Here is a 25058-nt window from a genome sequence, read left to right on the forward strand (position 1 = left end):
TATCGCTCTCGTCATGACGACCGGCGGTCGTGGGTGCTCGTGTCGAACGATGCTACCCGGCCACACAAGGACAACGTCAAGGAGACATCGACATGTTCGTCAGCAAACGATGGAAGACGACGCTGGGAGCCCTGCTCACGCTCGGGCTGCTCGGCACGCCGCCGGCGCAGGCCGCCGATCCCGTTGGGGTGCAGACTACCTTGGAGGGGTGTCGCAAAGACGCGAACTTCACCTTCCCCGATGGCGGTCCCTTTATCTGCCCCGACGCGGACTACACCACTGGTAACCTAGGCAAGACGTGGAACGAACTCGACCTCGTTCCTTATCGCATCACGCTGCAGGCCGGCAACTCCGCCCCTGCCAGCCAGATGTATACCCTTGGCGTGGTACTGGACAACGAGGATGCAGGCAAACCCGGATATGACATTATTTCGGTCCCGGTGCTGAATGTGGGCAAGTCGAGTGCGTCCTGTGCGGCAGCCCAGTCGACGCCGCAAACGGAATTGGATCCCGGCATTGGCGGAACCGACGTCTCGATTTACCGGCTGATCACGGTCACACAGGCGAAAAATACCACTTGTGTCTATGACTACTACGGCCGGTTGGCCCTGGGGTCGCACCTGTTCCCGGGGTCATCGCTGCACGCCAATCTCCTGGCCGAGGATCTCGACACCGGAGGGGCTGGTGCACGCGACGTCTCCATCCCGGTGAAGGAGATAGAGCCGCAGGAGATTTCCAAGACGATGACGGCCCACCAGGGCGCGGAGCAGACCTGGAATATCTCCAAGGGGACCGAAGATTCGCTGGACTTTGGCAACGTCTGCCGCAGCGATGCGCCGACCTCCCTTCCCGTCCAGATCACTGTCACCTGGACCAAGGCGGAAGTCATCGGTGGCAAGGTTGCGGTCAACATAGTGTTGAATGCGAAGAATCCAGCCGCGCGTACGATCACCGTCGAGTTGACCGACAAGTTGTACAAGGGATCGGACAACACCGGTACCCTGCTCGACACCTATAACGAGGGTCCATTCGACCTCGCTGCCGGCTTCAATGGCATGGTCGCCGAATTCACGGTCGAATTCGACGCAGCGACGGCGGGCAAGGTCGGTGACTGGCTGCACAACGAGGTGTCAGGGACCTATACGGATAAGGTAACCGGCATCCCGGTTCCGGGCACCACGACGGCGGTCGCGAACGCCCAGATCCAGCAGGGCGAGGTCACGAATGCGTCAACGACCATCAAGGACGTGGAGGAGATCGACGGAGTGGGTCTGATGTATGCGGTCGGGGTGCCGTCGTTCGGCGACTTCCTGGATGGCTACCTGGCGGACACGCAGACGGACGGCGAGGTAGGGTGGCAGACGACTGGCCAGACAGACAGTGGTTCCATCACCTTTGAGAAGATGGTTTATCTCGACGATCCCAAGCGCGTCACGACGGGCATGTTGAGAGACACCGCCTACCTGACCGCCTCGGACGGATTTGCGGCCAGCACCAACGAGCTGCAGATCCCGATCGCTTCCTCGGCCAAGGCCAAGCTCACGATCCAGAAGAGCATTCCCAACTTCCTGGATGCGGGTGAGAAACTCGAGATAACATTCCACATTACCCGTGCCAATGACGAGTCGTTCAGCAAGACCAAGGTCATTACCTTCACGGGAGGAGGCGTGACGACGCAATCCGTCACGGCGTGGGGCCTGGTTCCCGACACCTATTATGTCGAAGAGGTGAGCAGCGTGTTCTTTGCCGCAGGCAGCGACATTGGCGTCCCTGTCGGTCTGGCTGACCCGCGCGATCCAGCCGAGTATCCGAACCCGAGGACGGTGGATCTCCAGCTCGAAGACGGCATCGCGACCCATTGTGCGGCAACCGTCGACTTCCTGAACGAACCGACAGACGAGCCTGCCAAGGCGCAGGTGCAGAAGACCACGGAGCCGGCACTCGAAAACTCGGATGACGACTATTACTGGACCTTCAAGTTGTATGGTCCGGGCGGTGGGCTGTTGAGTACGCAAGACGTCGGTGCGGGTGCGGGCTATAGCAAGTTCCAGAGCGCTGGCCTCGATCTGCTCCTCACCGCCGAGGGTACCTATACCGTGGTGGAGACGACCAAGACCGGTTGGGATCTGATTTCGGCCAATCCGGACTCGCCGATCCAGGACAAGGTCTGCGACTTTGTGGTCGACTATCCGGAAGATGCAGGCAAGGTCTTCTCCTGTTCGTTCCTTAACCGTGAACGCGGCAGGGCACAGGTTCTCAAGACCATGAACGGACTTCCCGACTTGGGCAGCTATTCGTTCACCTTCGTGCTGCGGCAGGGGGCTACCACCTTCTCCGTCGGCGAGACTCTGGAGTCGATGTCGGCCAATGCCGGGAACGGCGGCATCCTGGCATTTATGCAGGAGCTCATCCCGGGCCAGACCTATCAGATCTGCGAGATCGTGGGTCCGGGGTGGCTCAGCAACTTCGGTAACTTTGTGCCGAATGCGTTCATGCCACCGGATGGCGTCGTCATCAACCCGAATGTCGACAACAGTATTCTCTGTGGCAACTTCGAGGTGGGTCCGGGCGAGACAAAGGTGTTCAATATCGACAACACACCGCCCCCAGGCGGCCGTGCATTGACCATAGGTTTCTGGCGGAACTGGGCGTCCTGCGCCAAATCCAATGGCAAACAGGAACCCGTGCTTGATCAGACGCTGGCCTCCTTTGCCGGTGGCGGTGTCTATATCGGTAAGCTGTTCGTGGACACCTGCCAGGAGGCCGTACGCATCCTGAGCAAGCAGGATGTGGGGAGCGGCAAGCAGAAGTCGAGTGATCCGGCGTTCAACATGGCGGCACAACTGCTGGCTGCGAAGTTGAACGTACAAGCCGGGGCGGGTCAGTGTCCGAATGCCGTCACGGCTATGGTTGCGGGCCAAGCCATTCTTGATGGACCGCCACCCAGCTACGCGGTGAACTTCACCGGGATGGGGGATTATCCGAAGAAGGGCCAATTCGCGACCGAGGCGAACAACCTCGCCACGACGCTGGACCAGTACAACAACAACTATCTGTGCACTGGACCGTAACGGCGTAGCATCGTTGCGTTCATCCGAGGGGCCCGCACAAGCGGGCCCCTCTTCTCTGTCTGCGGTCCTCAGCGAAGGGCGGCGCCTGCGCTTGTGGCACAACCTGTAGTCCGCACTGCTCATGCCCGATGCCAAAGACAGGACGCGATGACGCGGAGCAGCAGGAACATGGTGTTGGTATGTCGGGCGTTATGGGACTTGCTATCGAGAGTGGGCCTGGTCAGACGGAAGGCGCATCGCCCATAGGTGCACCCCAATGAAGCGTCAAGCTTGCCTGCCAGCTCAGGGCCAGGCAGTTGATTGCAATGGCTGCCGCCTTGGTGCCATGGCACATGTTGCGGCGGCAATGGAACCAGAGCAGCAGTACCGGCCGTCAGTTCATAGACCCCTAGGCCATCGAGGCGCAGATCGAGCAAGCTCTCAAAGAGCTGTCTTCCCGTGGCTCACAATGCAGCTCCGCTTGGGTGCATACCATGGGGTTCAATGAGCTGTCCTTCGCATTTGGCTATTTGCCTTGGCCGTGATTGGCAGACGCATGGTCGGTATGCAGGGGAGATGGTCCGGTGCTGAATGTAGCCCATTAAAAGGGCCACCGCTCGGTGGCCCCACAGGTGGAGTCTGATCCTGACTCCGGCACTCTAGATTGTGGCAATCTCGTTGTGGGTCTTGTCGATAGTGCCCTCCTTGCGCTCTGGGCGCATGATCAGATATGCCAGTGTTGATGCCGCAATGCCTTGAAGCCGTGCTGAGTTTGCAGAGCCGCATGCTTGGGGTACTCGCTGATGAAATGTGCTATTCCCTCCATCAGTTGTGACCGCAGAGAAGACACGGGCTCGTGCCAGGCCTGCAGGCAGAGATGGCCGGGGATCAACTGCTCTCGATACGCTTCCAGCAGCTGTTCTGGCCAGGGCTCGATATGGGAATCATGACGCAGTAAATAGTGGGCGGCGGGTTCACGGGCATAGATGAACTGAACTTGGGCCAGGTCGCGTTGGCTTAGCGTTTGGCTGCCGATATGGCAAGTCAGATATTTCCCCGTCTTCAGATTCAGGAAGTGACCGCGTTGCCGACAGGCAATGATGCGATACCAAGGCAGGGGTGAACAGAGAGAATACCCCTCCAGCTCCTGTTCCAACCAGTGACGGCACTCGGGCGTCTGCACTTCTTCGCGCATGGACTCGAGCTGTGTCAACAAGGCTCTGGATGGTTGGGTAGCCAGCATCGCGCTCATCGTCTGCAATCCTCCCTCTGCACACAATCCCGACTTTCAGTATGGACCCTGACCGGTGGTGGGGGTAACAATTCTAATGATTAAAATCAGCTTATAAGCGCACTTTTTATGCAATAAAGGCCATTAGCCGACCAGGTAGGTGCCGGTACCAAAGGCGATATGAGTCCCCTCTTCGTTGTGCAGTTCCATACGGGCGACGGCGACCTTGCTGCCTGCCCGAATGATGTGGGCGGTGGCGATGAACTCGTTGCCGCGACCGGGCCGCAGGTAGTCGACCCTCAGGTCTATGGTGCCGAGGCGGGAGAAGCGCTCCTTGAGGTAGCTGGGGGAGAAGTCCTCCAGCTCGTCGATGCAGGAGGCGGCGACTATCATGCCGCCCGCCACATCCAGCAGGCTGGCGGTCACGCCGCCGTGCAGTATGTTGTGAAAGGGGTTGCCGATCAGCTTGTCATCCATCTTGATGCGCAGCTCCACCTTCTCGAAGTCATAGTGGGTCACCTGCATGCCGATGAGCTTGTTGAACGGCATCTTCTCGGCGAACAGATTGGCAATGCCACTGAGCGCCATCTTCTTCAACATCTGTTTCATTCTCTGATACCGATCCCTGTCATCAAAGCCGAGTAAAAACTCCAGCCAGTCTGCAACACTTCCTTAACAGTCGCAATGGCAGGTTTATTGTGGGCGGCGGCTGCTTTAGAATGGCGACCCCAAAGGAGAGCCCATGACCGCCATTGCCGACACCTTGCCCGATACCCCCCTTGCCCTGCTGCAGGCGGTCTTCGGCTACCAGCAATTTCGGCCGGGCCAGCTCGAGATCATCGAACAGATAGTGGCGGGGCGCGATGCCCTGGTGCTCAAGCCCACCGGTGGCGGCAAGTCGCTCTGTTACCAGATCCCGGCCCTGCTGCGGCCCGGTCTCGGGGTGGTGGTCTCCCCCCTTATCTCGCTGATGAAGGATCAGGTGGACAGCCTGCGCGCCAACGGTGTGGCGGCCGTCTACATCAACTCGGCCCTGAGCCGGGAGGAGATGATCCAGAACTTTGCCGCCATGCGCCGCGGCGAGATCAAGCTGGTCTATGTCTCCCCCGAACGGCTGCTGCAGCACGAGTTTCTGGATCGGCTGGCGGAGCTGCCCCTCGGGCTGTTCGCCATCGACGAGGCCCACTGCGTCTCCCAGTGGGGCCACGATTTTCGCCCCGAATACGCGGCGCTGGGGCGGCTCAAGCAGTGGTTCCCCCAGGTGCCCGTGGTGGCGCTCACCGCCACCGCCGACGAGGCGACCCGCAGCGACATGTTGCACCGGTTGGAACTCAACGATCCCTTCATCCATACCGCCAGCTTCGACAGGCCCAACATCCGCTACAGCCTGGTGGAGAAGTTCAAGGGAGCGGAACAGTTGCTGCGCTATGTGCAGAGCCAGAAGGGCAACTGCGGCATCGTCTACTGCTCCAGCCGCAACCGGGTGGAAGAGGTCGCTGAGCGGCTCTCCCGCCACGGCTGCAAGGCGGCGCCCTATCATGCGGGCCTGCCGCTGGATCAGCGGCTACGCACCCAGGATGCCTTCCTCAAGGACGACGTCGAGATAGTGGTGGCGACGGTGGCGTTCGGCATGGGGATCGACAAGCCCAACGTGCGCTTCGTGGTGCACTACGACATCCCCAAGAACATCGAATCCTACTATCAGGAGACCGGCCGTGCCGGCCGTGACGGTACCCCCGCCGAGGCGCTGCTGCTGTACGATCCCGCCGACATTGGCCGGGTGCGACGCCTGCTCGACAACATAGAGAATCCCCAGCAGTTGCAGGTGGAGCAGTACAAGCTCAACGTGATGGCGGCCTTCGCCGAGGCGCAGACCTGCCGCCGTCAGGTGCTGCTCAACTATTTTGGCGAGTACAACGACAAGCCGTGCGGCAACTGCGACATCTGCCTGGATCCCCCAAGAGCTATGACGGCACCGAAGATGCCCCAGAAGGCGCTCTCCTGCGTCTGGCGGTGGGGCAGAACTTCGGGGTGGGTTATGTGGTGGAAGTGCTCAGGGCTCGCTCAACCAGCGCATTAAGGATCACGGTCACGACAAGCTGTCGACCTACGGCATCGGCAAGGATCAGAGCCACGAATACTGGATGAGCGTGATCCGCCAGCTGATCCACAAGGGGCTGCTGACCCAGAACATCACCCGCAACCTGGTGCTGCAGCTGACCGAGGCGGCCCGCCCCGTGCTGCGCGGCGAGACGACACTGGCCCTGGCGGTGCCGCGGCTGCAGCCCATCTCCAGCCGCAAGGAGAAGCGCAGCGGCCTGCTCGACAATGCCAACTACGACAAGCGGCTGTTCAAGGAGTTGCGGGCCCTGCGCAAGCAGATCGCCGAGGATGAAGAGGTGCCGCCCTACGTGGTATTCAACGATGCGACCCTGGTGGAGATGGCACAGCTGATGCCGATGACCGAGGACGAGATGCTGGCCATCAACGGTGTCGGTCACCGCAAGCTGGAGCGCTTCGGTGAAGCCTTTATGGACCTTATCATCGAGTATTGCCGCCGCTAGGGTCGACCCTGGTGGAGCTGGGGTCAGCGGCGATGCCGATGACCGAGGACGAGATGCTGGCCATCAACGGTGTCGGCCACCGCAAGCTGGAGCGCTTCGGCGAGGCCTTTATGGACCTAATCATCGCGTATTGCCGCCGCTAGGGTCGACCCTGGTGGAGCTGGGGTCAGCGGCGATGCCGATGACCGAGGATGAGATGCTGGCCATCAACGGTGTCGGCCACCGCAAGCTGGAGCGCTTCGGCGAGGCCTTTATGGACCTTATCATCGCGTATTGCCGCCGCTAGGAAGTGCCCCCAGCCTTCCCCTCGAGAATGGAGGGGCACTTTTACGCCTCTCTCTGTAAAGGAAGGTCATCTTTGCAAGAAAGGGCCGGGTTGCCTGGGTAAGGCGGGTTATTTCAGGCTGGCGTAATAGGCCGCCAGGTTCTCCATATCCGCCTCGGTCAGCATCGCCATGAAGGGGGCCATCAGGGGCTCTGTGCGGCTGCCCTCCTTGAAGGCTTTCATCTGTTTCAGCAGATAGGCAGAGTTCTGTCCGGCCAGATGGGGATAGACGGGGACACTCGCCTTGCCATCCACCCCATGACAGGCGGCGCAGACAGTCGCCTTGGCCTTGCCCGCTTCGATGTCGGCGGCCTTGACCTGATGTCCCCAGGCCAGTGCCAGCAGGGGCAGGGCATATATCCATTTTTGCATTGTTTTCTCCGTGAAATGAAATAGCGCGATCGCCTGTTAGCCTGTGCGGGCAGACGGCGGTATAAAGAGTGACACGAGCATACGCAGGGACAACCCCCATCACCATGAAGTTGATCAACACTTTCGCCACCGAACTGCCCTGGGCCTGCGAGCCCGTGGTCCCCCAGCCGTTGCATGCCCCCAGGTTGCTGCATCTGAACCGTGCACTGCTTGGGGCGCTGGGGCTCGGTGAGGTGAGCGAGGCAGACTGGCTCGCCTGCTGCGGACTGGGGCAGCCGTTGCCGGGCATGCAGCCGGTGGCCCAGGTCTATGCGGGGCATCAGTTTGGCGGTTACAGCCCGCGCCTGGGGGATGGCCGCGCCCTGCTGCTGGGGGAGCAGTTGGCGCCGGACGGTCAACGCTGGGATCTGCACCTGAAGGGGGCGGGCAAGACGCCCTTCTCCCGCTTCGGCGACGGCCGCGCCGTGCTGCGCTCCAGCATCCGCGAATACCTCGCCTCAGAGGCGCTCCATGCCCTCGGCATTCCGACCACCCGGGCCCTGGTGCTGGTGGGCAGTGACGAACCCGTCTACCGGGAGCAGGTCGAGAGCGGTGCGACAGTGCTGCGCACAGCGCCCAGCCACCTGCGCTTCGGTCACTTCGAGTACTTCGCCTGGAGCGGCCAGGGGGAGAAGATCCCGGCTCTCATCGACTATCTGCTGCGTCACCACTTTCCCGAACTGGAAAGCGGTGCCGAGCTGTTCGCCGAGGTGGTGCGTCGCACCGCGCGCCTCATCGCCAAGTGGCAGGCGGCGGGCTTCTGTCACGGGGTGATGAACACAGACAACATGTCCCTGCTCGGGCTGACCCTGGATTACGGCCCCTACGGGTTCATCGACGCCTATGTGCCGGACTTTGTCTGCAACCACTCGGATCCGGGTGGCCGCTACGCCCTGGATCAGCAGCCGGCGGTGGGTTACTGGAACCTGCAGAAGCTGGCCCAGGCGCTGGCTGGCCACGTCGATGGGGATGCGCTGGCTGCGGCTCTGGCCCAGTACGAGCATCAGCTGATGTTGCACTACTCCGAACTGATGCGCGTCCGGCTTGGCCTGGAGACCTGGGAGGATGAAGATCCTGCCCTGTTCCGCCAGCTGTTCCAGTCGCTGGCGGCACATCGGGTGGACTACCACCTCTTCCTGCGTCGCCTGGGTGAGCTGACCGCCCAGGGGGAGTGGCCCGCCTCCCTGCTGGCGCTGCTGCCGGACCCGGCCGCCTGGCAGGAGTGGCTCGAAACCTATCGGGCCCGGCTGGTCCGTGAAGGGAGCCAGGATGCGGCGCGCAAGGTGCGGATGGATGCCGTCAATCCCAAGTACGTGCTGCGTAATGCCCTTGCCCAGCAGGTGATAGACGCCGCCGAGACGGGGAACATGGCGCCGTTCGAGCGGCTGTTTGCCGCCCTGCAGCGCCCCTATGACGAGCAGCCGGAATACGAGGATCTGGCGACCCCGGTGCCCCAGTGGTATTGCGGTGGCGAGCTCTCTTGCAGCAGTTGAGGAACAGCAGATGAACTGGCGTGTCACGCAGACGGATCGGGAGGCCGGGGTGGTGTTGCTGGCCTGCCCGGGCCTTGACTGGGACAACTTCCCAGCTCTTGCCGAAGAGCTGGTCGAGGGGTGGGAGCTTATACCGCTCGAGCGGGAGTGGGGAGCGGATCGCCACAGCTGGCTGCTGGAGTTCGAAGGCAGCCAGCTGCGGCTGGAGTATGAGCAACACAGCGGCTGCTGGCTGGAGGCGACGCACCCGGACGACAGGGAGGTGGTGCTCTGGCTCGGCCATCAGCACTCAGCCGCCTCATAGCATAAGGATTGAACTATCCGCGTCGGGGCGTATAATCTCGCCCCTCAATTATCGCCATGGTGGCGGTATGGGTTCCCTAACCCCATTAACCAAAAAGGTCACAACATGAATCTGACCCCTGCTCAGCACCAGACGGCGCTGGTGCGTCTCTCGTTGTTCCACATCCTGATCATCGCCAGCAGCAACTACCTGGTGCAGCTGCCGATCACCATCTTTGGCTTCCACACCACCTGGGGTGCCTTCAGCTTCCCGTTCATCTTCCTGGCCACCGATCTGACGGTGCGGATCTTCGGCGCCGGGCTGGCCCGCAAGATCATCCAGACCGTGATGCTGCCAGCCCTCGCCGTTTCCTATGTGCTCTCCGTGCTCTTCTTCGAAGGCAGTTATCAGGGCATGGGCAACCTGGCGGAGTTCAACCTCTTCGTGGCGCGCATCGCCCTGGCCAGCTTTATGGCCTATCTGGTGGGCCAGTTCATGGACGTGGTGGTGTTCAACCGCCTGCGGCTGCTCAGGGCCTGGTGGGTGGCACCGGCTGCCTCGACCCTGTTCGGCAACCTGGTGGATACCATCGCCTTCTTCAGCATCGCCTTCTGGCGCAGCACGGATCCCTTCATGGCCGAGCACTGGGTCGAGATCGCGACCGTGGATTACGTATTCAAGCTGCTGATAAGTCTGGGATTGTTTGTACCACTCTACGGCGTGCTGCTGCGCTACCTCAGCCGCAAGCTGGTGGGGGAGGCCGGCCTGGCCGGTCTGCAAACGGCCACACGACAAGCCTGACGAGAATGACCACCCGCGCGGTGGTCATTTTTTTGCACTTTTTATAAATAAGGCTTGCACAGTTAAATGAGAATGATTATTGTTACCTTGTTTTCCGGGAAAGACTTCATTCGTTCCAACGTGATGGACTTCTTGTGAAGGCACGACATTGCTCACATTGCTTCCAGTTAAGGGGCCAGTTGTTTACTGGCCCTCTTTTTTTGTCTGTTTTTCAGCAAGTTGCAGCCATAAAAAATGGGAGCCAAGGCTCCCATCTTCAGTCTGTGTCTGCTTATTCGATGTCGAGCGCATCGGGGGAGAGGATCACCCCTGTGGTGTCGGCGTAGAGGTGATCGTCCGGCAGGAAGGTGACACCGCCGAAGTTGACCGGAAGGTCCGTCTCTCCCACATCCTTGTGGTCGGCACCGACCGGGATGGCGGCCAGGGCCTGGATGCCGATGTCGAGATCTTCCAGGATGTCGACCTCGCGCACGCAGCCGTAGCAGACGATGCCTTCCCACTCGTTTTCTGCCGCCGTGGTGGCGATCTCGCTGTCGATCAGGGCCCGGCGCATGGAGCCGCCGCCGTCGATCAGCAGCACGCGGCCGACGCCGTTCTCTTTGACGACTTCACGGATGAGACCGTTCGATTCGAAGCATTTGACCGTGGTGATGACGCCGCCGAAAGAGGCACGGCCGCCGAAGGAGCAGAGCATGGGTTCGAGTACATCCACCATGTCCTGATAGATGTCGCACAGTTCTGAAGTGTTGTATTCCATTGTGTCAGATCCACCGCTGGAAACAGGTGGATCCAGTATAAGGAGTGGGGTTGGCATTTCAACGACTATTCCTTGCCCAGAGGCGGGAATCCCCGTTTTTGTCGCGGCGACGCCCCCGGATTCCTGTGCGGGACAAGGGCCCGCCATCCGGGCCTGCCGGGGTCTGAGGCCACCAGGGTACCCGGCACCCTGGTGGCTGCCATCTGGGGCTATAGCAGGAACAGGGTCGCGAGACCGAGGAAGATGAAGAAGCCGCCGGTGTCGGTGATGGCGGTGATCATCACGCTGGCCCCCACCGCCGGATCCCGCCCCAGCCGACTCATGGTCATGGGGATGATGACCCCCATCAGGGCCGCCACCAGCAGGTTCAGCACCATGGCGAGCGTCATGACGGCGCCCAGGGCCGCATCCTGGTAGAGGAAGTAGGTCGCGACCCCCATGGTGCCGCCCCACACCAGGCCGTTGATCAGCGCCACCCCCAGCTCCCGCCACAGCAGGAAGGAGACGTTGCCCGGCTGGATGTGCTGCAGCGCCAGGGCTCGCACTATCATGGTGATGGTCTGGTTGCCCGTGTTGCCGCCAATCCCGGCGACTATGGGCATCAGGGCCGCCAGCGCCACCAGCTGCGAGATGCTGTGCTCGAACAGGCCTATGACCCTGGAGGCGACGAAGGCGGTGCAGAGATTGAGGGCGAGCCAGGCCCAGCGGGTCTTGACCGCCTTGGCGACAGGGGCGAACACGTCTTCTTCCTCGCTGATCCCCCCCATGCGACGCAGATCGGTGTCGCTCTCCTCATAGACCAGGTCCACCACTTCGGCGACGGTGAGCCGCCCCATCAGCTTGCCCTTGCCATCCACCACGGCGGCGGAGACGAGATCGTCCCGCTCGAAGGTACGGGCGGCCGCCTCGTCGTTGTCTTCCGGATCGAAGGTGATCGGATCCTTCTCCATCACCTCGGCCACCAGGGTCTCGGGTCTGTGCAGCAGCACTGTCGTGAGCGGCAGCTCCCCCTGCAGCCGGTTGCGCCTGTCGGTGACGAACAGCTTGTCGGTGTTGGCGGGGATCTTGCCGAGCTGGCGCAGATAGCGCTGCACAGTCGCCAGGCTTATGTCGGCCCGTACCGTGATCAGCTCGAAGTCCATCATGGCGCCGACGGTGTGCTTGCCGTAGAGGATCACCTCTCGCACCCGGTCGCGCTGGTCGGGGGCCATGGAGGTGAGCAGCCGGCCCATCAGGTTGCGAGGCAGGTACTGGCCCAGATAGATCTGATCGTCGATGTCGAGGGTACGCAGGGCATGCAGCAACTCCTTGTCGCTCATGCCGCTGATCAGGCTGTCCCACACCGTCTCCGACGCCTCGACCAGGATCTGGCCGTGGCGCTCCGGGTCAACCTGTTGCCAGAGCACATGGCGCTCGTCCGGCGGCAGGGACTCCAGGGCATCGGCGACGTCGGCGGCCGGCAGGCTGTTGACCAGGCGCGTCAGCTCGCTGGTCTGATCCCGCAGCTCGGCGTCCTGCACCCCTTGGGGATCGAGCAGGCTGTCGGTGAGGGCATCGTCGGCCAGCAGCAGGGTGAGGATGCGGGCTCTGTCGTGTTCACGCTGTTTGGCGCTGTTCTTGGGGGGGAGAGACATGCAGCAAGATTCCTGAATTCGGTTGGCCGGATGGCCTTGCTCCATAAGATACCAAATTCAAAACAAGAGGTTATGACAGTAAATGCAGGAAAAGAAACGCCACCCTGAGGTGGCGTTGGCATATGAAGTGATATCAGGCCGAAGCCAGGGCCGCGTCAGCGGCGCCTCCTTGCCCGAACCAGGCGAGCTGGTCCGCCAGGGTCACCACGGATCCCACCATGATGAGAGCCGGACTCTCGACCCCCACCGCCAGCGCGGGCAGCTCATTCAGGGTGCCACGGATGACCCGCTGGCTCGGCTGGGTGCCGCGCTCGATCAGCGCCACCGGGGTGTCGCCCCCCTTGCCGTGGGCCAGCAGTTGCTCACGGATGGTGGAGCAGCTGGACAGCCCCATATAGAACACCAGGGTCTGCTTGTCTCTTGCCAGCAGCGGCCAGTCGAGATCCCGGGCGCCCCCCTTGCCGTGGGCGGTGACGAAGCGCACGCTCTGGGCGTGATCGCGGTGGGTCAGGGGAATACCGGCGTAGGCGGCGCAGCCGCTCGCCGCGGTGATGCCGGGCACCACCTGGAAGCCGATGCCGCTGCCAACCAGGGTCTCCAGCTCCTCGCCGCCACGGCCGAAGATGAAGGGGTCGCCCCCCTTCAGCCGCACCACCCGCTGTCCCTTCTTCGCCTCCTCCAGCAAGAGCTGGTTGATCCCCTCCTGGGGCACGCAGTGGTTGCCCGCCTGCTTGCCGACGAAGATGCGTTTGGCGTCGCGGCGCACCAGCGCCATCACCTCGTCCGAGACCAGGCGGTCATAGACCACCACGTCCGCCTGCTGCATCTGACGCAGGGCGTGCAGGGTGAGCAGGCCCGGATCGCCGGGGCCGGCACCGACCAGCACCACTTCGCCGTGAGCCTTGCTCTCCTCGGCAAACAGGTTGTCGGCCAGCTGATTGGCCGAGGCGCCATCCCCCCGCGCCAGCGCCTGCCCGAGCCGATCCGCCCCGAGCAGCCGCTCCCAGAAGCGGCGCCGCTCTCCCATGGTGGCGAAGCGGGCCTTGACCCGCTCCCGCAGGCTGCCGGCGAAGGCCGCGACGGCGCCCAGATGCTGGGGCAGCAGGGCTTCCAGTTTTTCCCGCAGCAGCCGGGCCAGCACCGGCGCCTTGCCGCCGGAGGAGATGGCCACCATCAGGGGCGAGCGGTCGATGATCGACGGCATGATGAAGCTGGAGCGTGTCGGGTCATCCACCACGTTGGCAAAGATCCGGGCCTGGTTCGCGCTCTGGTAGACCAGGGCGTTCACCTCGCGCCGATCGGTGGCGGCCACCACCAGCCACTTGCCCGCCAGTTGCGCCGGCGCGAATTCGCCGGCCAGCCACTCGATGCTCCCGTTGGCAGCCAGTTCCGCCAGCTCGGGGTCGAGCTCGGGCGCGACTACTGTGAGCTGGGCACCGGCATCCAGCAGCAGGCGCGCCTTGCGCTCCGCTACCTCGCCGCCGCCGACCAGCAGCACGGGTTTGTTGTCGAGTCGGCAAAAGATGGGCAAGTAGTCCATGGGGCCTCCTGATTAGGCTGCTTTGCGCTGGCTGGCGGTGGCGTCGCTCACCGCGACCGGGCGCTCAGCCTTGGGGGTGGCATACCAGTAGCCGAGGCCCATGAAGAGGGCGCCGGAGACTGTGTTGCCGAGCGTCACCCACAGCAGGTTGTGGCCGATGCCGCCCAGGGTGTAGGCCTCGGAGTGGGCACCAAACCAGGAGAGGGCGAACAGGGTCATGTTGGCGACCGAGTGCTCGTAGCCGGAGGCGATGAAGGCCAGCAGGCACCACCAGATGGCGATGAACCTGGCGGCACCCTCGGTGCGCAGCGCCATCCAGATGGCGAGGCAGACCAACCAGTTGCACAGCACGCCCTTCATGAACAGGGTCAGGGCCGGTGCCTGGGTCTTGGCCAGCGCCACCTTGTGGGCCAGGCTGCCCGCGTCCGGCAGCAGGCTGCCGCCGTAGGAGTAGATCAGCGCCACTGCTATGGAGCCGAGCAGGTTGCCGGCCCAGGTCTGGGGCAGGATGCGCAGCAGGTCGGCCATGGTGATCTTGCCGCTCTTCACCCCGAAGGTGAGGAACATGGTGTGGCCGGTAAACAGCTCGGAGCCGGCGATGATCACCAGGGTCAGGGCTATGCCGAAGGTGGCCCCCATCACCAGCGGACGCACGCTGGGGTCGACCAGGTTGCCCAGGGTGAAGATGAGGATGATGCCCAGGCCCACATAGGCCCCCGCCATGGCGGAGCTGAGCCAGAAGCCGAGCTTGTCGCTGCGCTCGAAGCGGTTGATGCGGGCCGCATTGGCGGCGCACTTGTTGATGGTGTCGGTATACATCTTTGTTTCCTTCAAGAGGGCCGCCCGCAGGCAGCCCTGATATGCATGGTGTTAGACGGCGACCCAGACTTGCTGGTCGCGCACTTCAACGGTGTAGCTTTGCACCGACATGGCGGCGTTCTCGAGGCAGTGACCGTCGCGCAGGCGGAAGTGCTGCTTCTTGAGCGGGCTGGCGACCCAGAGCTCACCCTCGTGTTCACCTACGATGCCACGCGACAGCACGTTGGCGGCGAAGAAGGGATCCCGGTTGTCGATGGCGAACACCTCGGCCGCCGCGCTCGGGCGGAACAGGGCGATCTGGCGACCCTCAATGAGTGCGCAGACACCGGTTCCCGGCAGGATGTCGTTGAGTTGGCAGGCTAATTTCATCGCTTAATCTCCACGTCGAGTTGGATGAACTGGCTATCGAGCAGGGCGCAAACGTCCATGCAGCCCGACAGGATGTCATTGCGTTGGCAGGCAAGTTTCATCATTTGGTTTCCACCTCGATCTGGTAGACAGGGATGCGCTCGGCCGGGGTGGCGGGCCTGTGCTGATCGCGCTCGGCGACGAACTGGACGTCCGGATCGCGCTTGTCGCTGTTGATGAAGTGGCTGAAGCGCTTGAGTGCTTCCTCTTCGTTGAGGGTGCGCGACCATTCGCACTCGTAGCTGTCGATAAGGCACTGGATATCGCGCTCCAGGGTGTCGGCCAACCCCAGCTTGTCGTCGACTATCACTTCGCGCAGGTAGTCGATGCCCCCTTCCAGATTGCCGAGCCAGACCGAGGTGCGCTGCAGTTTGTCGGCGCTGGTGACGTAGAACATCATAAAGCGGTCGATCAGCTTGATCAGGGTTTCGCGGTCGAGGTCAGACGCCAGCAGATCGGCGTGGCGCGGCTTCATGCCGCCGTTGCCGCCCACATAGAGGTTCCAGCCCGCGTCGGTGGCGATGATGCCGACGTCCTTGCCCTGGGCTTCCGCACACTCGCGGGTACAGCCGGAGACGCCGAACTTCATCTTGTGCGGGGTGCGAATGCCCTTGTAGCGGTTCTCGAGGAAGACCCCGAGGCCGACGCTGTCCTGCACGCCGAAGCGGCACCAGGTGCTGCCGACGCAGGTCTTGGCCATGCGCAGCGCCTTGGCGTAGGCCTGACCGGTCTCGAAGCCCGCCGCCAGCAATTTCCGCCAGATGGCGGGCAGATCATCCTTCTGGGCCCCGAACAGGCCGATGCGCTGGGCGCCGGTGATCTTGGTGTAGAGCTTGTAGTCGCGGGCCACTTCGGCCACCGCCAGCAGCCCTTCCGGGGTCACTTCGCCACCGGCCATGCGCGGGATGACGGAGTAGCTGCCGTCCTTTTGCATGTTGCCGAGGAAGATGTCGTTGGTGTCCTGCAGCTGGGTGTTGAGCGGGCTCAGCACATAGTCGTTCCAGCAGGAGGCGAGGATGGAGCCGACGGTTGGTTTGCACACCTCGCAGCCATGGCCCTGACCGTGCTTGGCCAGCAGCTCGTCGAAGCTCTTGATCCCCTCCACCTTGACCAGATGGAACAGCTCCTGGCGGGAGTGGGGGAAGTGGGCGCAGAGATGGTTGTTGACCTCGATGCCCTGCTTCACCAGCTCGGCGTTGAGCACCTGGCTGATGAGGGGCACGCAGCCGCCGCAGCCGGTACCGGCCTTGGTGTGCTGCTTGATGGCGGCGAGGGTGGTGTGACCTTCGGCGACCGCCTGAGCTATGTCCCCCTTGGAGACGTCGAAGCAGGAGCAGATCTGGGCGCTTTCTGGCAGGGCATCCACCCCCAGGGTCGGTTTGGCACCGGCGTAGGCAGGCAGAATCAGGGTATCCGGGTGGCTCGGCAGCGGCAGGGCGTTAAGCATCATCTGCAGCAGGTTGCCGTAGTCATCCACGTCACCCACCAGCACGGCACCGAGCAGGCGGCTGTTGTCTTCGCTCACCACTATCTTCTTGTAGACGCCGGCCTGGTCATCCTGGAACACATAGCTGTGGCTGCCCGGGGTGCGGCCGTGAGCATCACCGATGGAGCCGACGGAGACGCCGAGCAGCTTGAGCTTGGCGCTCATGTCCGCCCCTTCGAAACGGCTGTCGCCGCCGAGCAGATGGTCGACGGTGATCTGGGCCATCTTGTAGCCGGGCGCCACCAGCCCGAAGAAGCGGCCCTGCCAGGCGGCGCACTCGCCGATGGCGTAGATGTCGGGGTCTGAGGTGAGGCAGTGATCGTCGATCAGCACACCGCCACGCGGGGCTATGGCCAGTTCACAGTAACGGCCCAGGGTATCCTGCGGGCGGATGCCGGTGGAGAAGACCACCACGTCTACTTCCAGCTGGCTGCCGTCGGCGAAGGCGAGGCGGTGCTGGGCGTCGCGGCCGCCGTGCATCAGGATCTCGCTGGTGCTCTTGCTGGTGTGCACCTGCACGCCCATGGATTCGATCTTGCGGCGCAGCAGCTGGCCGCCCTGACCGTCGAGCTGCTCGGCCATCAGCACAGGGGCAAACTCCACCACGTGGGTCTCGAGACCCAGCGCCTTGAGGGCACCGGCGGCTTCGAGGCCAAGCAGGCCGCCCCCGATCACCACCCCGCTCTTGCCGCTCTTGGCGGCGCTGCGGATGGCTTTGAGATCCTCTATGGTGCGATAGACGAAGCACTCGTGGTGCTGGCTGCCCTGGATGGGCGGCACCCAGGGGTAGGAGCCGGTGGCCAGCACCAGCTTGTCGTACCCGACCACAGTGCCCTTGTTGGAGTGCACCTCGCGGTTGGCCCTGTCGATTTTTTTCACCGCTTCGCCGAGCAGCAGGCGGACGCCGTGCTTGTCGTAGAAACCGGGTTTGACGAGGGAGAGATCTTCGCTGGTGTGGTGGGAGAAGTAGGAGGAGAGATGGACGCGATCGTAGGCGGGACGGGGTTCTGCACCGAAGACGGTGATCTCGTAGCGGCCCGGATCGGCCCGCTCGATCAGCTCTTCGATGAAGCGGTGCCCCACCATGCCGTTGCCCACAACGACCAGTCTGACTTTGCTCATAGTTGCCTCAAGTTTGGAGTAATAAAACATCATTCTGAGGCTAGGCTACCCAGTCGGCAGGGGCAGACGATTGATGCAAATCAAGTGTCTATTTATATATCTCCTCAGGGGTAATTCGAGGAAATTCAAACTTATACATAAATGGGTATACCAGTTGACGGTTTCCGTGCCCGGCGCGGCCCCGGTTGAGTGCCGGCATGGCGGGCAAGAGGCCGACCCCTGGCAGGGGCCGGGTCATCAGGCGATATGGCGGCGGAACATGGCCAGCGCCAGGGAGAGGGTGACACCGGCGATGGCGAGCAGGGGCCAGAGCAGGGGCCAGGCCGCCGACCAGCCGAGATCCTTGAGGAAGACCCCCTTGAGCAGCAGGATGAAGTGGCTGAGGGGATCCACGGCCGCCAGCCACTGGAACAACAGCGGCATGTTCTCGATGGGGGAGACATAGCCCGAGAGGATCACCGCCGGCACCATGAAGGAGAAGACCCCGAGAAACGCCTGCTGCTGGGTCGAACAGAGGGACGAGACGAAGAGCCCTATCCCCGCCAGCGCCAGGCCGTAGCAGACCATGCCCGCCATCAGCAGCGTGGTGCTGCCGCCAAACGGCACCTGATAGAGGAAGCGGGCCGCCAGCGCGACTATGGCGCCCTGGCCCACCGCCACCAGAATGCCGGGAACCGCCTTGCCCGCCATGATCCAGCCCGGGGTGAGGGGAGAGACCAGCAACTGATCGAAGGTGCCCTCTTCCCGCTCCCGCGCCACCGACAGGGCGGTGACGATGAGGCAGCCTATGGTGGTGATGATGGCCACCAGGGAGGGGAGCACGTGCCAGCGAAACTCGATGTTGGGGTTGTAGAGGTGGCGCACCGTGAGCGTAGGCAGCCCCTTGCCCTCGCTCTGCCAGCGGGCGATCACCTGATTGATGTAGCCCGCCGCCACCTGGCCCCCGTTGGAGCGGCGCCCGTCGATGAGCAGCTGCACCTTGGCCGGTTCGCCACGCGCCAGTCGGCGGGAGAAATCCTGCGGGATGATGAGGCCGATCAGCGCCTGCTGCTCGGTGATGGCATTGGTCATCCCCGCCTCGCCCGCCACCGGCATCACTGTGGTGAAGGCGGGCATGTGGGTGAGTCGCTCGATGAGCTCCCGGCTCTGCGCCCCCCCATCCTGGTCGTAGATGGCGAGCGTGTTGCCGGTCACCTCCAGGGTGGCGGCGAAGGGGAAGAGGGCGGTTTGCAGCAGCACCGGCATGATGAGCAGGAAGCGCCCCTGGGTATTGCCCATCAGGGCCTGCAACTCTTTTCGGATCAGCCACCAGAGTCGGATCAGCATGTTTACTCCAGGGTGCGCCGCGTCTTGCGGGCGGTGAGGGCCAGCCAGAAGGCGGCCAGCAGCAGCAGGCAGACGCCGTTGACCAGCAGGATGGAGAGCACGTTGCCCGCCTGGTAGAGGGTCTGCAACGAGCTCGCGAAGTAGCGGGCCGGGATCAGGTGGGTGATGGCCCGCAGCAGGGGCGGCATGCTGGCGATTTCGAACACGAAGCCCGAGAGCATCATGGCCGGCAGGAAGGCCGCCGTCAGCGCGGCCTGGGCGGCGTTGAACTGGCTGCGCATCACGGTGGAGAGAAAGAGCCCGAGCCCGAGGGCGCTGCCGAGAAACAGGGTGGTGAGCACGAACAGGGAGATCAGCGAGCCGCGCCAGGGCACCCCCATCACGGCCACCGAGAAGAGCAGGCAGATGAGCATGGCGGCGATGCCGAGCCCGTAGTAAGGCAACAGCTTGGAGAGCAGCAGCTCCGTCTTGGTCACCGGGGTGGCGAGCAGCGCCTCCATGGTGCCGCGCTCCCACTCCCGGGCCACCACCAGGGAGGTGAGCAGGGCGCCTATGATGGTCATCACCACGGCGATGGAACCCGGCACCAGGAAGTTGCGGCTCACCAGCGCCGGGTTGAACCAGGCGCGGCTCTCCACCGCCAGCGGCAGGGAGAATCCCTCCCTGGCGAGCCACCCCTGCCAGATCCCCTGCACGTAGTTGGTGACGAAGTTCGCCGTGTTGGGTTCGGAGCCGTCGGTGAGCAGCTGGGCTTTCGGCGTGCCATCCCCCTGACCGGCCAGGGCGGCGGAGAAGCCGTCATCGATCACCAGCAGACCGCGGATCTCGCCGCGCTCCAGACTGGCGAGCAGCGCCGCCTTGCTCGGGCCGCCGTGGATTTCCAGCGCCGTGGAGCCGCGAAGGGCCTGCTCCAGCCGCACCGCCGGGGCGCCGCTATCGGTGCGCCAGATGCCGAGCCGCAGGTGGTCCACGTCCAGGTTGATGGCGTAGCCCATCACCACCAGCAGCACCACGGGCATGATGAAGGCGATGAGAATGCTGCTGGGGTCACGGACGATTTGCAGGGACTCCTTGCGGCACAGGGCCAGCAGTCGGCGGCGGTTGATGCTCATGCGTCCTCCTCGCTGGCCTGCTCGACCAGGGTGATAAAGGCCTCTTCCATTGTTGGCAATGAAGAGGTGGGCAAAGAAGTGGCTGCGTCCTTGGCGGCCAGCCCCTTGAGATCGTCCGGGGTACCCAGGGCCAGCAGGCGACCGCGGTAAATGAGGGCGATGCGATCGCAATACTCCGCCTCGTCCATGAAGTGGGTGGTGACCAGCACTGTCACGCCGTGATCGGCCAGGGCATTGATGTGGGACCAGAACTCCCGCCGGGTGACGGGATCGACCCCTGAGGTGGGCTCGTCGAGAAACAGCAGCGGCGGCTCGTGGAGCAGGGCGCAGGCCAGCGATAGGCGCTGGCGCAGGCCAAGGGGCAGGGATTCCGTCTGCTGGCCGAGCCAGGGGCCGAGGGCGAACGCTTCCACCATGGCGTCGATGCGCGTCTGCTGCTGGCGACCGAACAGGCCGTAGATGCCGGCGAAGAACGACAGGTTCTGGGCCACGGTGAGCTGCTTGTAGAGGGAGAACTTCTGGGCCATGTAGCCGAGGTGCTGACGCGCCGCCGAGGGGCTGCGGGCCAGATCGATGCCGGTCACCAGCGCCTGCCCGCTGCTCGGGCGCAGCAGGCCGCACTCCATCTTGAAGGTGGTGGACTTGCCTGCCCCGTTGGGGCCGAGCAGGCCGAAGATCTCCCCCCGGCGCACCGCGAAGCTGACGTCGTCGGTGGCGGTGAAGTCGCCGAAGCGCTTGGTGAGGCGGCGCGCCTCGATCACTGCTTCCGGGGAGACCCCCTCGGGCAGGCAGGCCTCGCGCATCAGCTGCGCCAGGCTGGATTCCCCTCCGGGGCCGCCGCCGAGCAGATCGATAAAGGCATCTTCGAGCCGGGGTTGGGCCGGTTGAAAGGTGCCGTTGGTCAGTTGCAGCTCTGCCAGCGGCGGGGGCGTCATGCCCGGGTGCAGCAGCAGGCGCACCCGCTCCCCCGCCACGGCGCCGTCCATCACGGCCGGGTGGGCCAGGGCGCGGCGCAACAGGGCCCGCCGCTCCCGGCCGTCCAGCTCTCCTGCTTCCAGCAGCCAGCAGCGACTTGCCATGGCGCCCATGAGTGTCGCCGGGGTGCCGCTGGTGCGCACCTCGCCGTCCGCCATCAGCAGCACGTGGTCGCACAGCTCGGCCTCATCGAGGTAGGCGGTGCTCCAGAGCACAGTCATTCCTCCCTGGGCGAGCTCGCGCACCATCTGCCAGAGGGCGCGGCGGGAGATGGGATCGACCCCGACCCCGGGCTCGTCCAGCAGCAGCACGTCGGGAGTGCCGAGCAGGGCGCAGGCCAGCCCCAGCTTCTGCTTCATCCCCCCCGAGAGCTTGCCCGCGGGCCTTGCGGTGAAGCGGGCGAGATCGGTGAAGGCGAGCAGGCGCTCGAAGGTGGGAGTGCGTTCCGGCTCCAGCACCCCGCGCAAGTCAGCGTAGAGGCTGAGGTTCTCCTGCACGCTGAGATCCTCGTAGAGCCCGAACTGCTGGGGCATGTAGCCGAGGCGCTGACGCAGGGCATCCCCCTCGCGCACCGGATCCAGCCCCAGCACCCGGATTTCCCCGGCCTCCGGCACCAGCAGACCGGCCAGCAGGCGCAACAGTGTGCTCTTGCCTGCGCCGTCGGGGCCCACCAGGCCCGTGATGCCGCCGGTCGGAATGGTGGCCGAGATGGCGTTGAGGGCGACCCGATCGCCGAAGCGCTTGGTGAGCCCGGCGAGCTGGATGGCGGCATTCATGGCTGCAGCCTGACGGTGACCGGCATCCCCTGGCGCAGGGCAGAGTCAGGATCCTGCACCACGATGCGCAGCCGGTAGACCAGGTGGGTGCGAAGATCCGGCGTCTCCACGGATTTTGGGGTGAACTCGGCGGTGGGGGAGACAAAGCCCACCACCCCCTGATAGGGCTTGTCCGGCCGCGAGTCTGTGGTGAGAGTCACCTTGGCGCCGCTCGGGAAGTGGCCGAGCCAGGGCTCCTCCACATAGGCGCGCACCCAGACCGGGGCGGTCAGTGAAAGGTTGAAGGCGGTGGCCCCCGGCTGCACCATGCTGCCGATCTCGATGGCGCGGGTGAGGAGGATGCCGTCGCTCGGGGCGGTCAGCACGGCGTCGGCGAGTGCCAGCTCGGCACTGGCCAGCGCCGCTTTGGCCCCTTGCAGCTGGGCATCGGACTGGGCTATCTCCTCCGGGCGGTAGCCGGTCTCGAGCTGGCCGAGCTGTTCGCGGGTGGCGCGCACCTGGGCCTGGGTCTGATCCCGCTGGGAGCGGGCGCTGTCGAGCTGACCACGGGAGATGGCGCCGGTCGCCGCCAGCGCGCTCTGGCGACGCCACTGCTGCTCTGCCTCGAGCGCGGCCGCCTCGGCGGCGGCCAGCTCGGCCCGGGCACGGTCCGTCTCTTCGCTGCGATACCCCTTGTGGATCAAGGCATTGGCTGCAGTAAGGGCGGCCAGATTGGCGCGGGCGCTGTCGCGCTCGTGGGCGAGGGGCACGGGATCGAGACGGGCCAGCGGTTGACCCGCTGTCACGCTGTCCCCCTCATCCACCAGCACCTCGCTGACCCTGCCGCCGACCCTGAACGCCAGGTTCACATCGCGGATGTCGACATTGCCGTAGAGGATGGAGCCGTCGGCCGGGCGGCCCTGCCACCAGAGATAACCGCCGATAACGGTTAGCAGCAGGGCCAGGATAACGATGCGTTGTTTCATACGGGATCTCCTTCGGGGCGGCCCTGCCACCCGAGGTAGCCACTGAGCAGGGTCAGCAGCAGGGCCAGGATGGCGATGCGTTGTTTCATGCGGGATCTCCTTCGGGGCGGCGCAGGCCGCGCAGGGCCCATACCAGGCGTTGCCGGGCGGCCTCAGGGTTGTCTATCTGGGACAGAAAGGGGGCGGCCTCCGGGGGCAACCAGCCGAGCTGGCGACCGCCGCCGGCGATCACCAGGGGCAGACCCACCGAGCCCATGATGAAGATCATCAGCTGCAGCGGGTTGCCCGCCACCAGGGAGCCCTCCGCCTGCGCCTTCTGAACCTGCTCGAGCAGCAGCAGGGGGTGGCGGCGCGGCAGGCTCAGCAGAAAGCGCTGGGCCGCGCGCTCGCCAGCCAGGGCATCGCCAAACAGGTGGTTGATGAAGCCGCGCTGGCGCGCCACCAGGGCGATCAGCGCCTCCATGGTCGCTTCGAACATGGCGATGGCGGAGGGGTAGGAGCCTTTGGCCGCCACCGCCTTGAGCTCGTCATAGAGAGGGGCGTACCAGAGCTCCACCAGCTCGTCGATATAGGCGTCGCGGTTGCCGAAGTGGTAGACGAAGGTGCCGAGATTGACTTCGGCCGCCGCCGCCAGCTCGCGTACCGTGAGGCCGCGCAACCCCTTGTCGGTCGCGATGGCAAGGCCGGTATCGAGCAGTTTTTGACGAGTGGGGTGCATCCAGCAAGGCTCCTTCCGTATAGATTTTGAACTGAATTATACGCTCGTATAAATCCGTGGGAAGGGGGCGGGTCGATCTTTTTTTGAACAAGGGTGAGCGGCGCCTTGCGGCGCTGTGTGAAGGAGGGAAAGGGCGGGTGCAGCGGACCAGAAGCCTCGGACTCCCGTACGGCCACGTCCTGCTTCCCGGGCGGCCCGCAGGTGGACTTGTCTGCCGCCGGGGGGCGATCAGCTCTCCCTGGCGTCCCCTCCATAGGGGGCCTGGGCGCAGGTCTCGCGGATGAGGGCGCGCAGCCAGCGGTGAGCCGGGTCGGCGTCCTGGCTGGGGTGCCAGATCAGGGCGACCCTGATCCCTGCCAGCGGGAAGGGCAGGGGCAGGGTCACCAGATCGGCGTGCAGGGCGGCGCAGTGCCGCTCGGGCACGGTCGCCACCAGGTCGCTGCCCCGCACCAGGGCCAGGGCAGTGGCAAAGCCGGGGACCAGGGTCGCCGCCGCGCGTGTCAGCCCGAGGCGCGCCAGGGCCTCGTCTATGGGGCCCAGCTCCAGCCCGCGCCGCGACACCAGTATGTGGCGGGCGGCGGCATAGCGGGCGGCGGTCAGGGGGCCCTCGCACAGGGGGTGGCCCGGACGTACCACGGCGACGAAGCTGTCCTGAAACAGCGCCTGGGTACGCAGCTCGGGCGCCGTCTCTGCGCCTATGACGCCGGTTTCGAAATCCAGCTCGCCGCTGCGCAGGGGGCCGCTCCCCTTGTCGGGTTTGGCCAGGAAGTGCAGCCTGACCCCGGGGGCCTCGGCGGCGAGCCGGGCCAGCAGGGCAGGGCCGACCGCCTCCACGAAGCCGTCGCTGGATCTCAGGCGAAAGGTGCGCACCAGCCGGGCCGGATCTATCTCCTGCTGGGGGCGCAGCACGGCGTGCGCATCCTGCACCAGCTGGCTGACCTGAGCGCGCAGGGCCAGGGCCCGCGGCGTGGGCACCAGACCCCGGCCCGCCCGCACCAGCAGGGGGTCGCCCGTGGTCTCCCGCAGCCTGGCCAGGGCGCGGCTCATGGCGGAGGGGCTCAAGGAGAGTCGTCTGGCGGCACCGGCCACGCTGCCCTCGTCCAGCAGGGCATCCAGGGTCAGCAGCAGATTGAAGTCGGGGGTATTCATGGCATTGCCCTCGCCGAGCCGGGGATCCCGGGTGATGGACCCATGACGGCCGGTTGGCTTCATCATACGCGAGAACCTCTCTCTTCATATGGCGTCTGGTGCAGCTATAAGCT

The 25058-nt window shown here is 64.3% G+C and carries 20 protein-coding genes and 2 pseudogenes; 7 read left to right on the forward strand and 15 right to left on the reverse strand.

Annotation, left to right across the window (positions count from 1 at the left end; translation table 11 throughout):
• The first annotated feature begins 92 nt into the window (after nucleotides 1–92).
• On the forward strand, nucleotides 93–3071 hold the full coding sequence (locus ACWPWQ_RS04830; RefSeq protein ID WP_454009135.1) for a hypothetical protein: 2979 nt from the start codon (nucleotides 93–95) through the stop codon (nucleotides 3069–3071).
• 703 nt (nucleotides 3072–3774) lie between these two features.
• Here the strand turns inward: ACWPWQ_RS04830 and ACWPWQ_RS04835 are convergent.
• Nucleotides 3775–4302, reverse strand: a complete 528-nt coding sequence (locus tag ACWPWQ_RS04835; protein WP_139438026.1) for an AbiTii domain-containing protein — start codon at nucleotides 4300–4302, stop codon at nucleotides 3775–3777.
• A gap of 123 nt (nucleotides 4303–4425) precedes the next feature.
• Nucleotides 4426–4890 carry a thioesterase family protein gene (locus ACWPWQ_RS04840; protein WP_162519265.1) on the reverse strand — a complete coding sequence of 155 codons (465 nt, stop codon included), beginning with the start codon at nucleotides 4888–4890 and terminating at the stop codon, nucleotides 4426–4428.
• Between the two features lie 133 nt (nucleotides 4891–5023).
• Here ACWPWQ_RS04840 and recQ point away from each other — a divergent pair.
• The 3 genes and pseudogenes from recQ to ACWPWQ_RS04855 all read left to right on the forward strand — a co-directional run bounded on the left by recQ (nucleotide 5024) and on the right by ACWPWQ_RS04855 (nucleotide 7131).
• A pseudogene (recQ, locus tag ACWPWQ_RS04845) lies at nucleotides 5024–6845 on the forward strand (DNA helicase RecQ).
• 2 nt (nucleotides 6846–6847) lie between these two features.
• A pseudogene (locus ACWPWQ_RS04850) lies at nucleotides 6848–6988 on the forward strand (HRDC domain-containing protein); the annotation flags it as partial.
• 11 nt (nucleotides 6989–6999) lie between these two features.
• On the forward strand, nucleotides 7000–7131 hold the full coding sequence (locus ACWPWQ_RS04855) for an HRDC domain-containing protein (RefSeq protein WP_454009136.1): 132 nt from the start codon (nucleotides 7000–7002) through the stop codon (nucleotides 7129–7131).
• 108 nt (nucleotides 7132–7239) lie between these two features.
• On the opposite strand, the gene ACWPWQ_RS04860 is transcribed toward ACWPWQ_RS04855, so the two are convergent.
• The gene (locus ACWPWQ_RS04860; RefSeq protein ID WP_171272867.1) at nucleotides 7240–7542 is read right to left on the reverse strand and encodes a c-type cytochrome; all 303 of its coding nucleotides are present in this window, start codon (nucleotides 7540–7542) and stop codon (nucleotides 7240–7242) included.
• Nucleotides 7543–7646: 104 nt separating this feature from the next.
• Here ACWPWQ_RS04860 and ACWPWQ_RS04865 point away from each other — a divergent pair, with 104 nt between their 5' ends.
• The 3 genes from ACWPWQ_RS04865 to ACWPWQ_RS04875 all read left to right on the forward strand — a co-directional run bounded on the left by ACWPWQ_RS04865 (nucleotide 7647) and on the right by ACWPWQ_RS04875 (nucleotide 10158).
• Nucleotides 7647–9074, forward strand: a complete 1428-nt coding sequence (locus ACWPWQ_RS04865; protein ID WP_454009137.1) for a protein adenylyltransferase SelO — start codon at nucleotides 7647–7649, stop codon at nucleotides 9072–9074.
• A gap of 10 nt (nucleotides 9075–9084) precedes the next feature.
• The gene (locus ACWPWQ_RS04870; protein WP_454009138.1) at nucleotides 9085–9378 is read left to right on the forward strand and encodes a DUF3630 family protein; all 294 of its coding nucleotides are present in this window, start codon (nucleotides 9085–9087) and stop codon (nucleotides 9376–9378) included.
• A gap of 105 nt (nucleotides 9379–9483) precedes the next feature.
• The gene (locus ACWPWQ_RS04875; RefSeq protein ID WP_043554198.1) at nucleotides 9484–10158 is read left to right on the forward strand and encodes a 7-cyano-7-deazaguanine/7-aminomethyl-7-deazaguanine transporter; all 675 of its coding nucleotides are present in this window, start codon (nucleotides 9484–9486) and stop codon (nucleotides 10156–10158) included.
• Nucleotides 10159–10429: 271 nt separating this feature from the next.
• Here the strand turns inward: ACWPWQ_RS04875 and rraA are convergent, their stop codons facing one another.
• From rraA to ACWPWQ_RS04935, 12 genes are all read right to left on the reverse strand, one after another.
• Nucleotides 10430–10915: a ribonuclease E activity regulator RraA gene (gene rraA / locus ACWPWQ_RS04880; RefSeq protein WP_005328442.1), complete on the reverse strand. Its 486-nt coding sequence runs from the start codon at nucleotides 10913–10915 to the stop codon at nucleotides 10430–10432.
• Between the two features lie 209 nt (nucleotides 10916–11124).
• On the reverse strand, nucleotides 11125–12549 hold the full coding sequence (gene mgtE / locus ACWPWQ_RS04885; RefSeq protein ID WP_454009139.1) for a magnesium transporter: 1425 nt from the start codon (nucleotides 12547–12549) through the stop codon (nucleotides 11125–11127).
• A 133-nt stretch (nucleotides 12550–12682) separates the two neighbouring features.
• Entirely contained in the window at nucleotides 12683–14089 is a 1407-nt protein-coding gene (gene cysG, locus ACWPWQ_RS04890) for a siroheme synthase CysG (protein WP_454009140.1), read from the reverse strand.
• 12 nt (nucleotides 14090–14101) lie between these two features.
• A complete protein-coding gene (gene nirC, locus ACWPWQ_RS04895; RefSeq protein WP_342058877.1) occupies nucleotides 14102–14908 on the reverse strand; it encodes a nitrite transporter NirC in 807 nt (268 codons plus the stop codon).
• Between the two features lie 51 nt (nucleotides 14909–14959).
• The gene (nirD, locus tag ACWPWQ_RS04900) at nucleotides 14960–15277 is read right to left on the reverse strand and encodes a nitrite reductase small subunit NirD (protein WP_454009141.1); all 318 of its coding nucleotides are present in this window, start codon (nucleotides 15275–15277) and stop codon (nucleotides 14960–14962) included.
• A gap of 100 nt (nucleotides 15278–15377) precedes the next feature.
• Complete coding sequence (nirB, locus tag ACWPWQ_RS04905) at nucleotides 15378–17924, reverse strand: nitrite reductase large subunit NirB (protein WP_454009142.1); 2547 nt, start codon at nucleotides 17922–17924, stop codon at nucleotides 15378–15380.
• A 237-nt stretch (nucleotides 17925–18161) separates the two neighbouring features.
• Nucleotides 18162–19250, reverse strand: coding sequence for an ABC transporter permease (locus tag ACWPWQ_RS04910; RefSeq protein ID WP_454009143.1), 1089 nt, complete (start codon nucleotides 19248–19250; stop codon nucleotides 18162–18164).
• A 2-nt stretch (nucleotides 19251–19252) separates the two neighbouring features.
• Nucleotides 19253–20362, reverse strand: a complete 1110-nt coding sequence (locus tag ACWPWQ_RS04915; protein ID WP_454009144.1) for an ABC transporter permease — start codon at nucleotides 20360–20362, stop codon at nucleotides 19253–19255.
• Complete coding sequence (locus ACWPWQ_RS04920) at nucleotides 20359–22113, reverse strand: ATP-binding cassette domain-containing protein (RefSeq protein WP_454009145.1); 1755 nt, start codon at nucleotides 22111–22113, stop codon at nucleotides 20359–20361. Before ACWPWQ_RS04920 ends, ACWPWQ_RS04915 begins: the two co-directional genes overlap by 4 nt.
• Nucleotides 22110–23078, reverse strand: coding sequence for a secretion protein HlyD (gene hlyD, locus ACWPWQ_RS04925; protein WP_454009146.1), 969 nt, complete (start codon nucleotides 23076–23078; stop codon nucleotides 22110–22112). Before hlyD ends, ACWPWQ_RS04920 begins: the two co-directional genes overlap by 4 nt.
• Before the next feature lie 85 nt (nucleotides 23079–23163).
• Nucleotides 23164–23796, reverse strand: coding sequence for a TetR/AcrR family transcriptional regulator (locus ACWPWQ_RS04930; RefSeq protein ID WP_454009147.1), 633 nt, complete (start codon nucleotides 23794–23796; stop codon nucleotides 23164–23166).
• Between the two features lie 228 nt (nucleotides 23797–24024).
• A complete protein-coding gene (locus tag ACWPWQ_RS04935; protein ID WP_454009180.1) occupies nucleotides 24025–24945 on the reverse strand; it encodes a LysR family transcriptional regulator in 921 nt (306 codons plus the stop codon).
• Between the last annotated feature and the right edge of the window lie 113 nt (nucleotides 24946–25058).

The sequence above is a fragment of the Aeromonas sp. Marseille-Q7275 genome, from assembly GCF_965119515.1.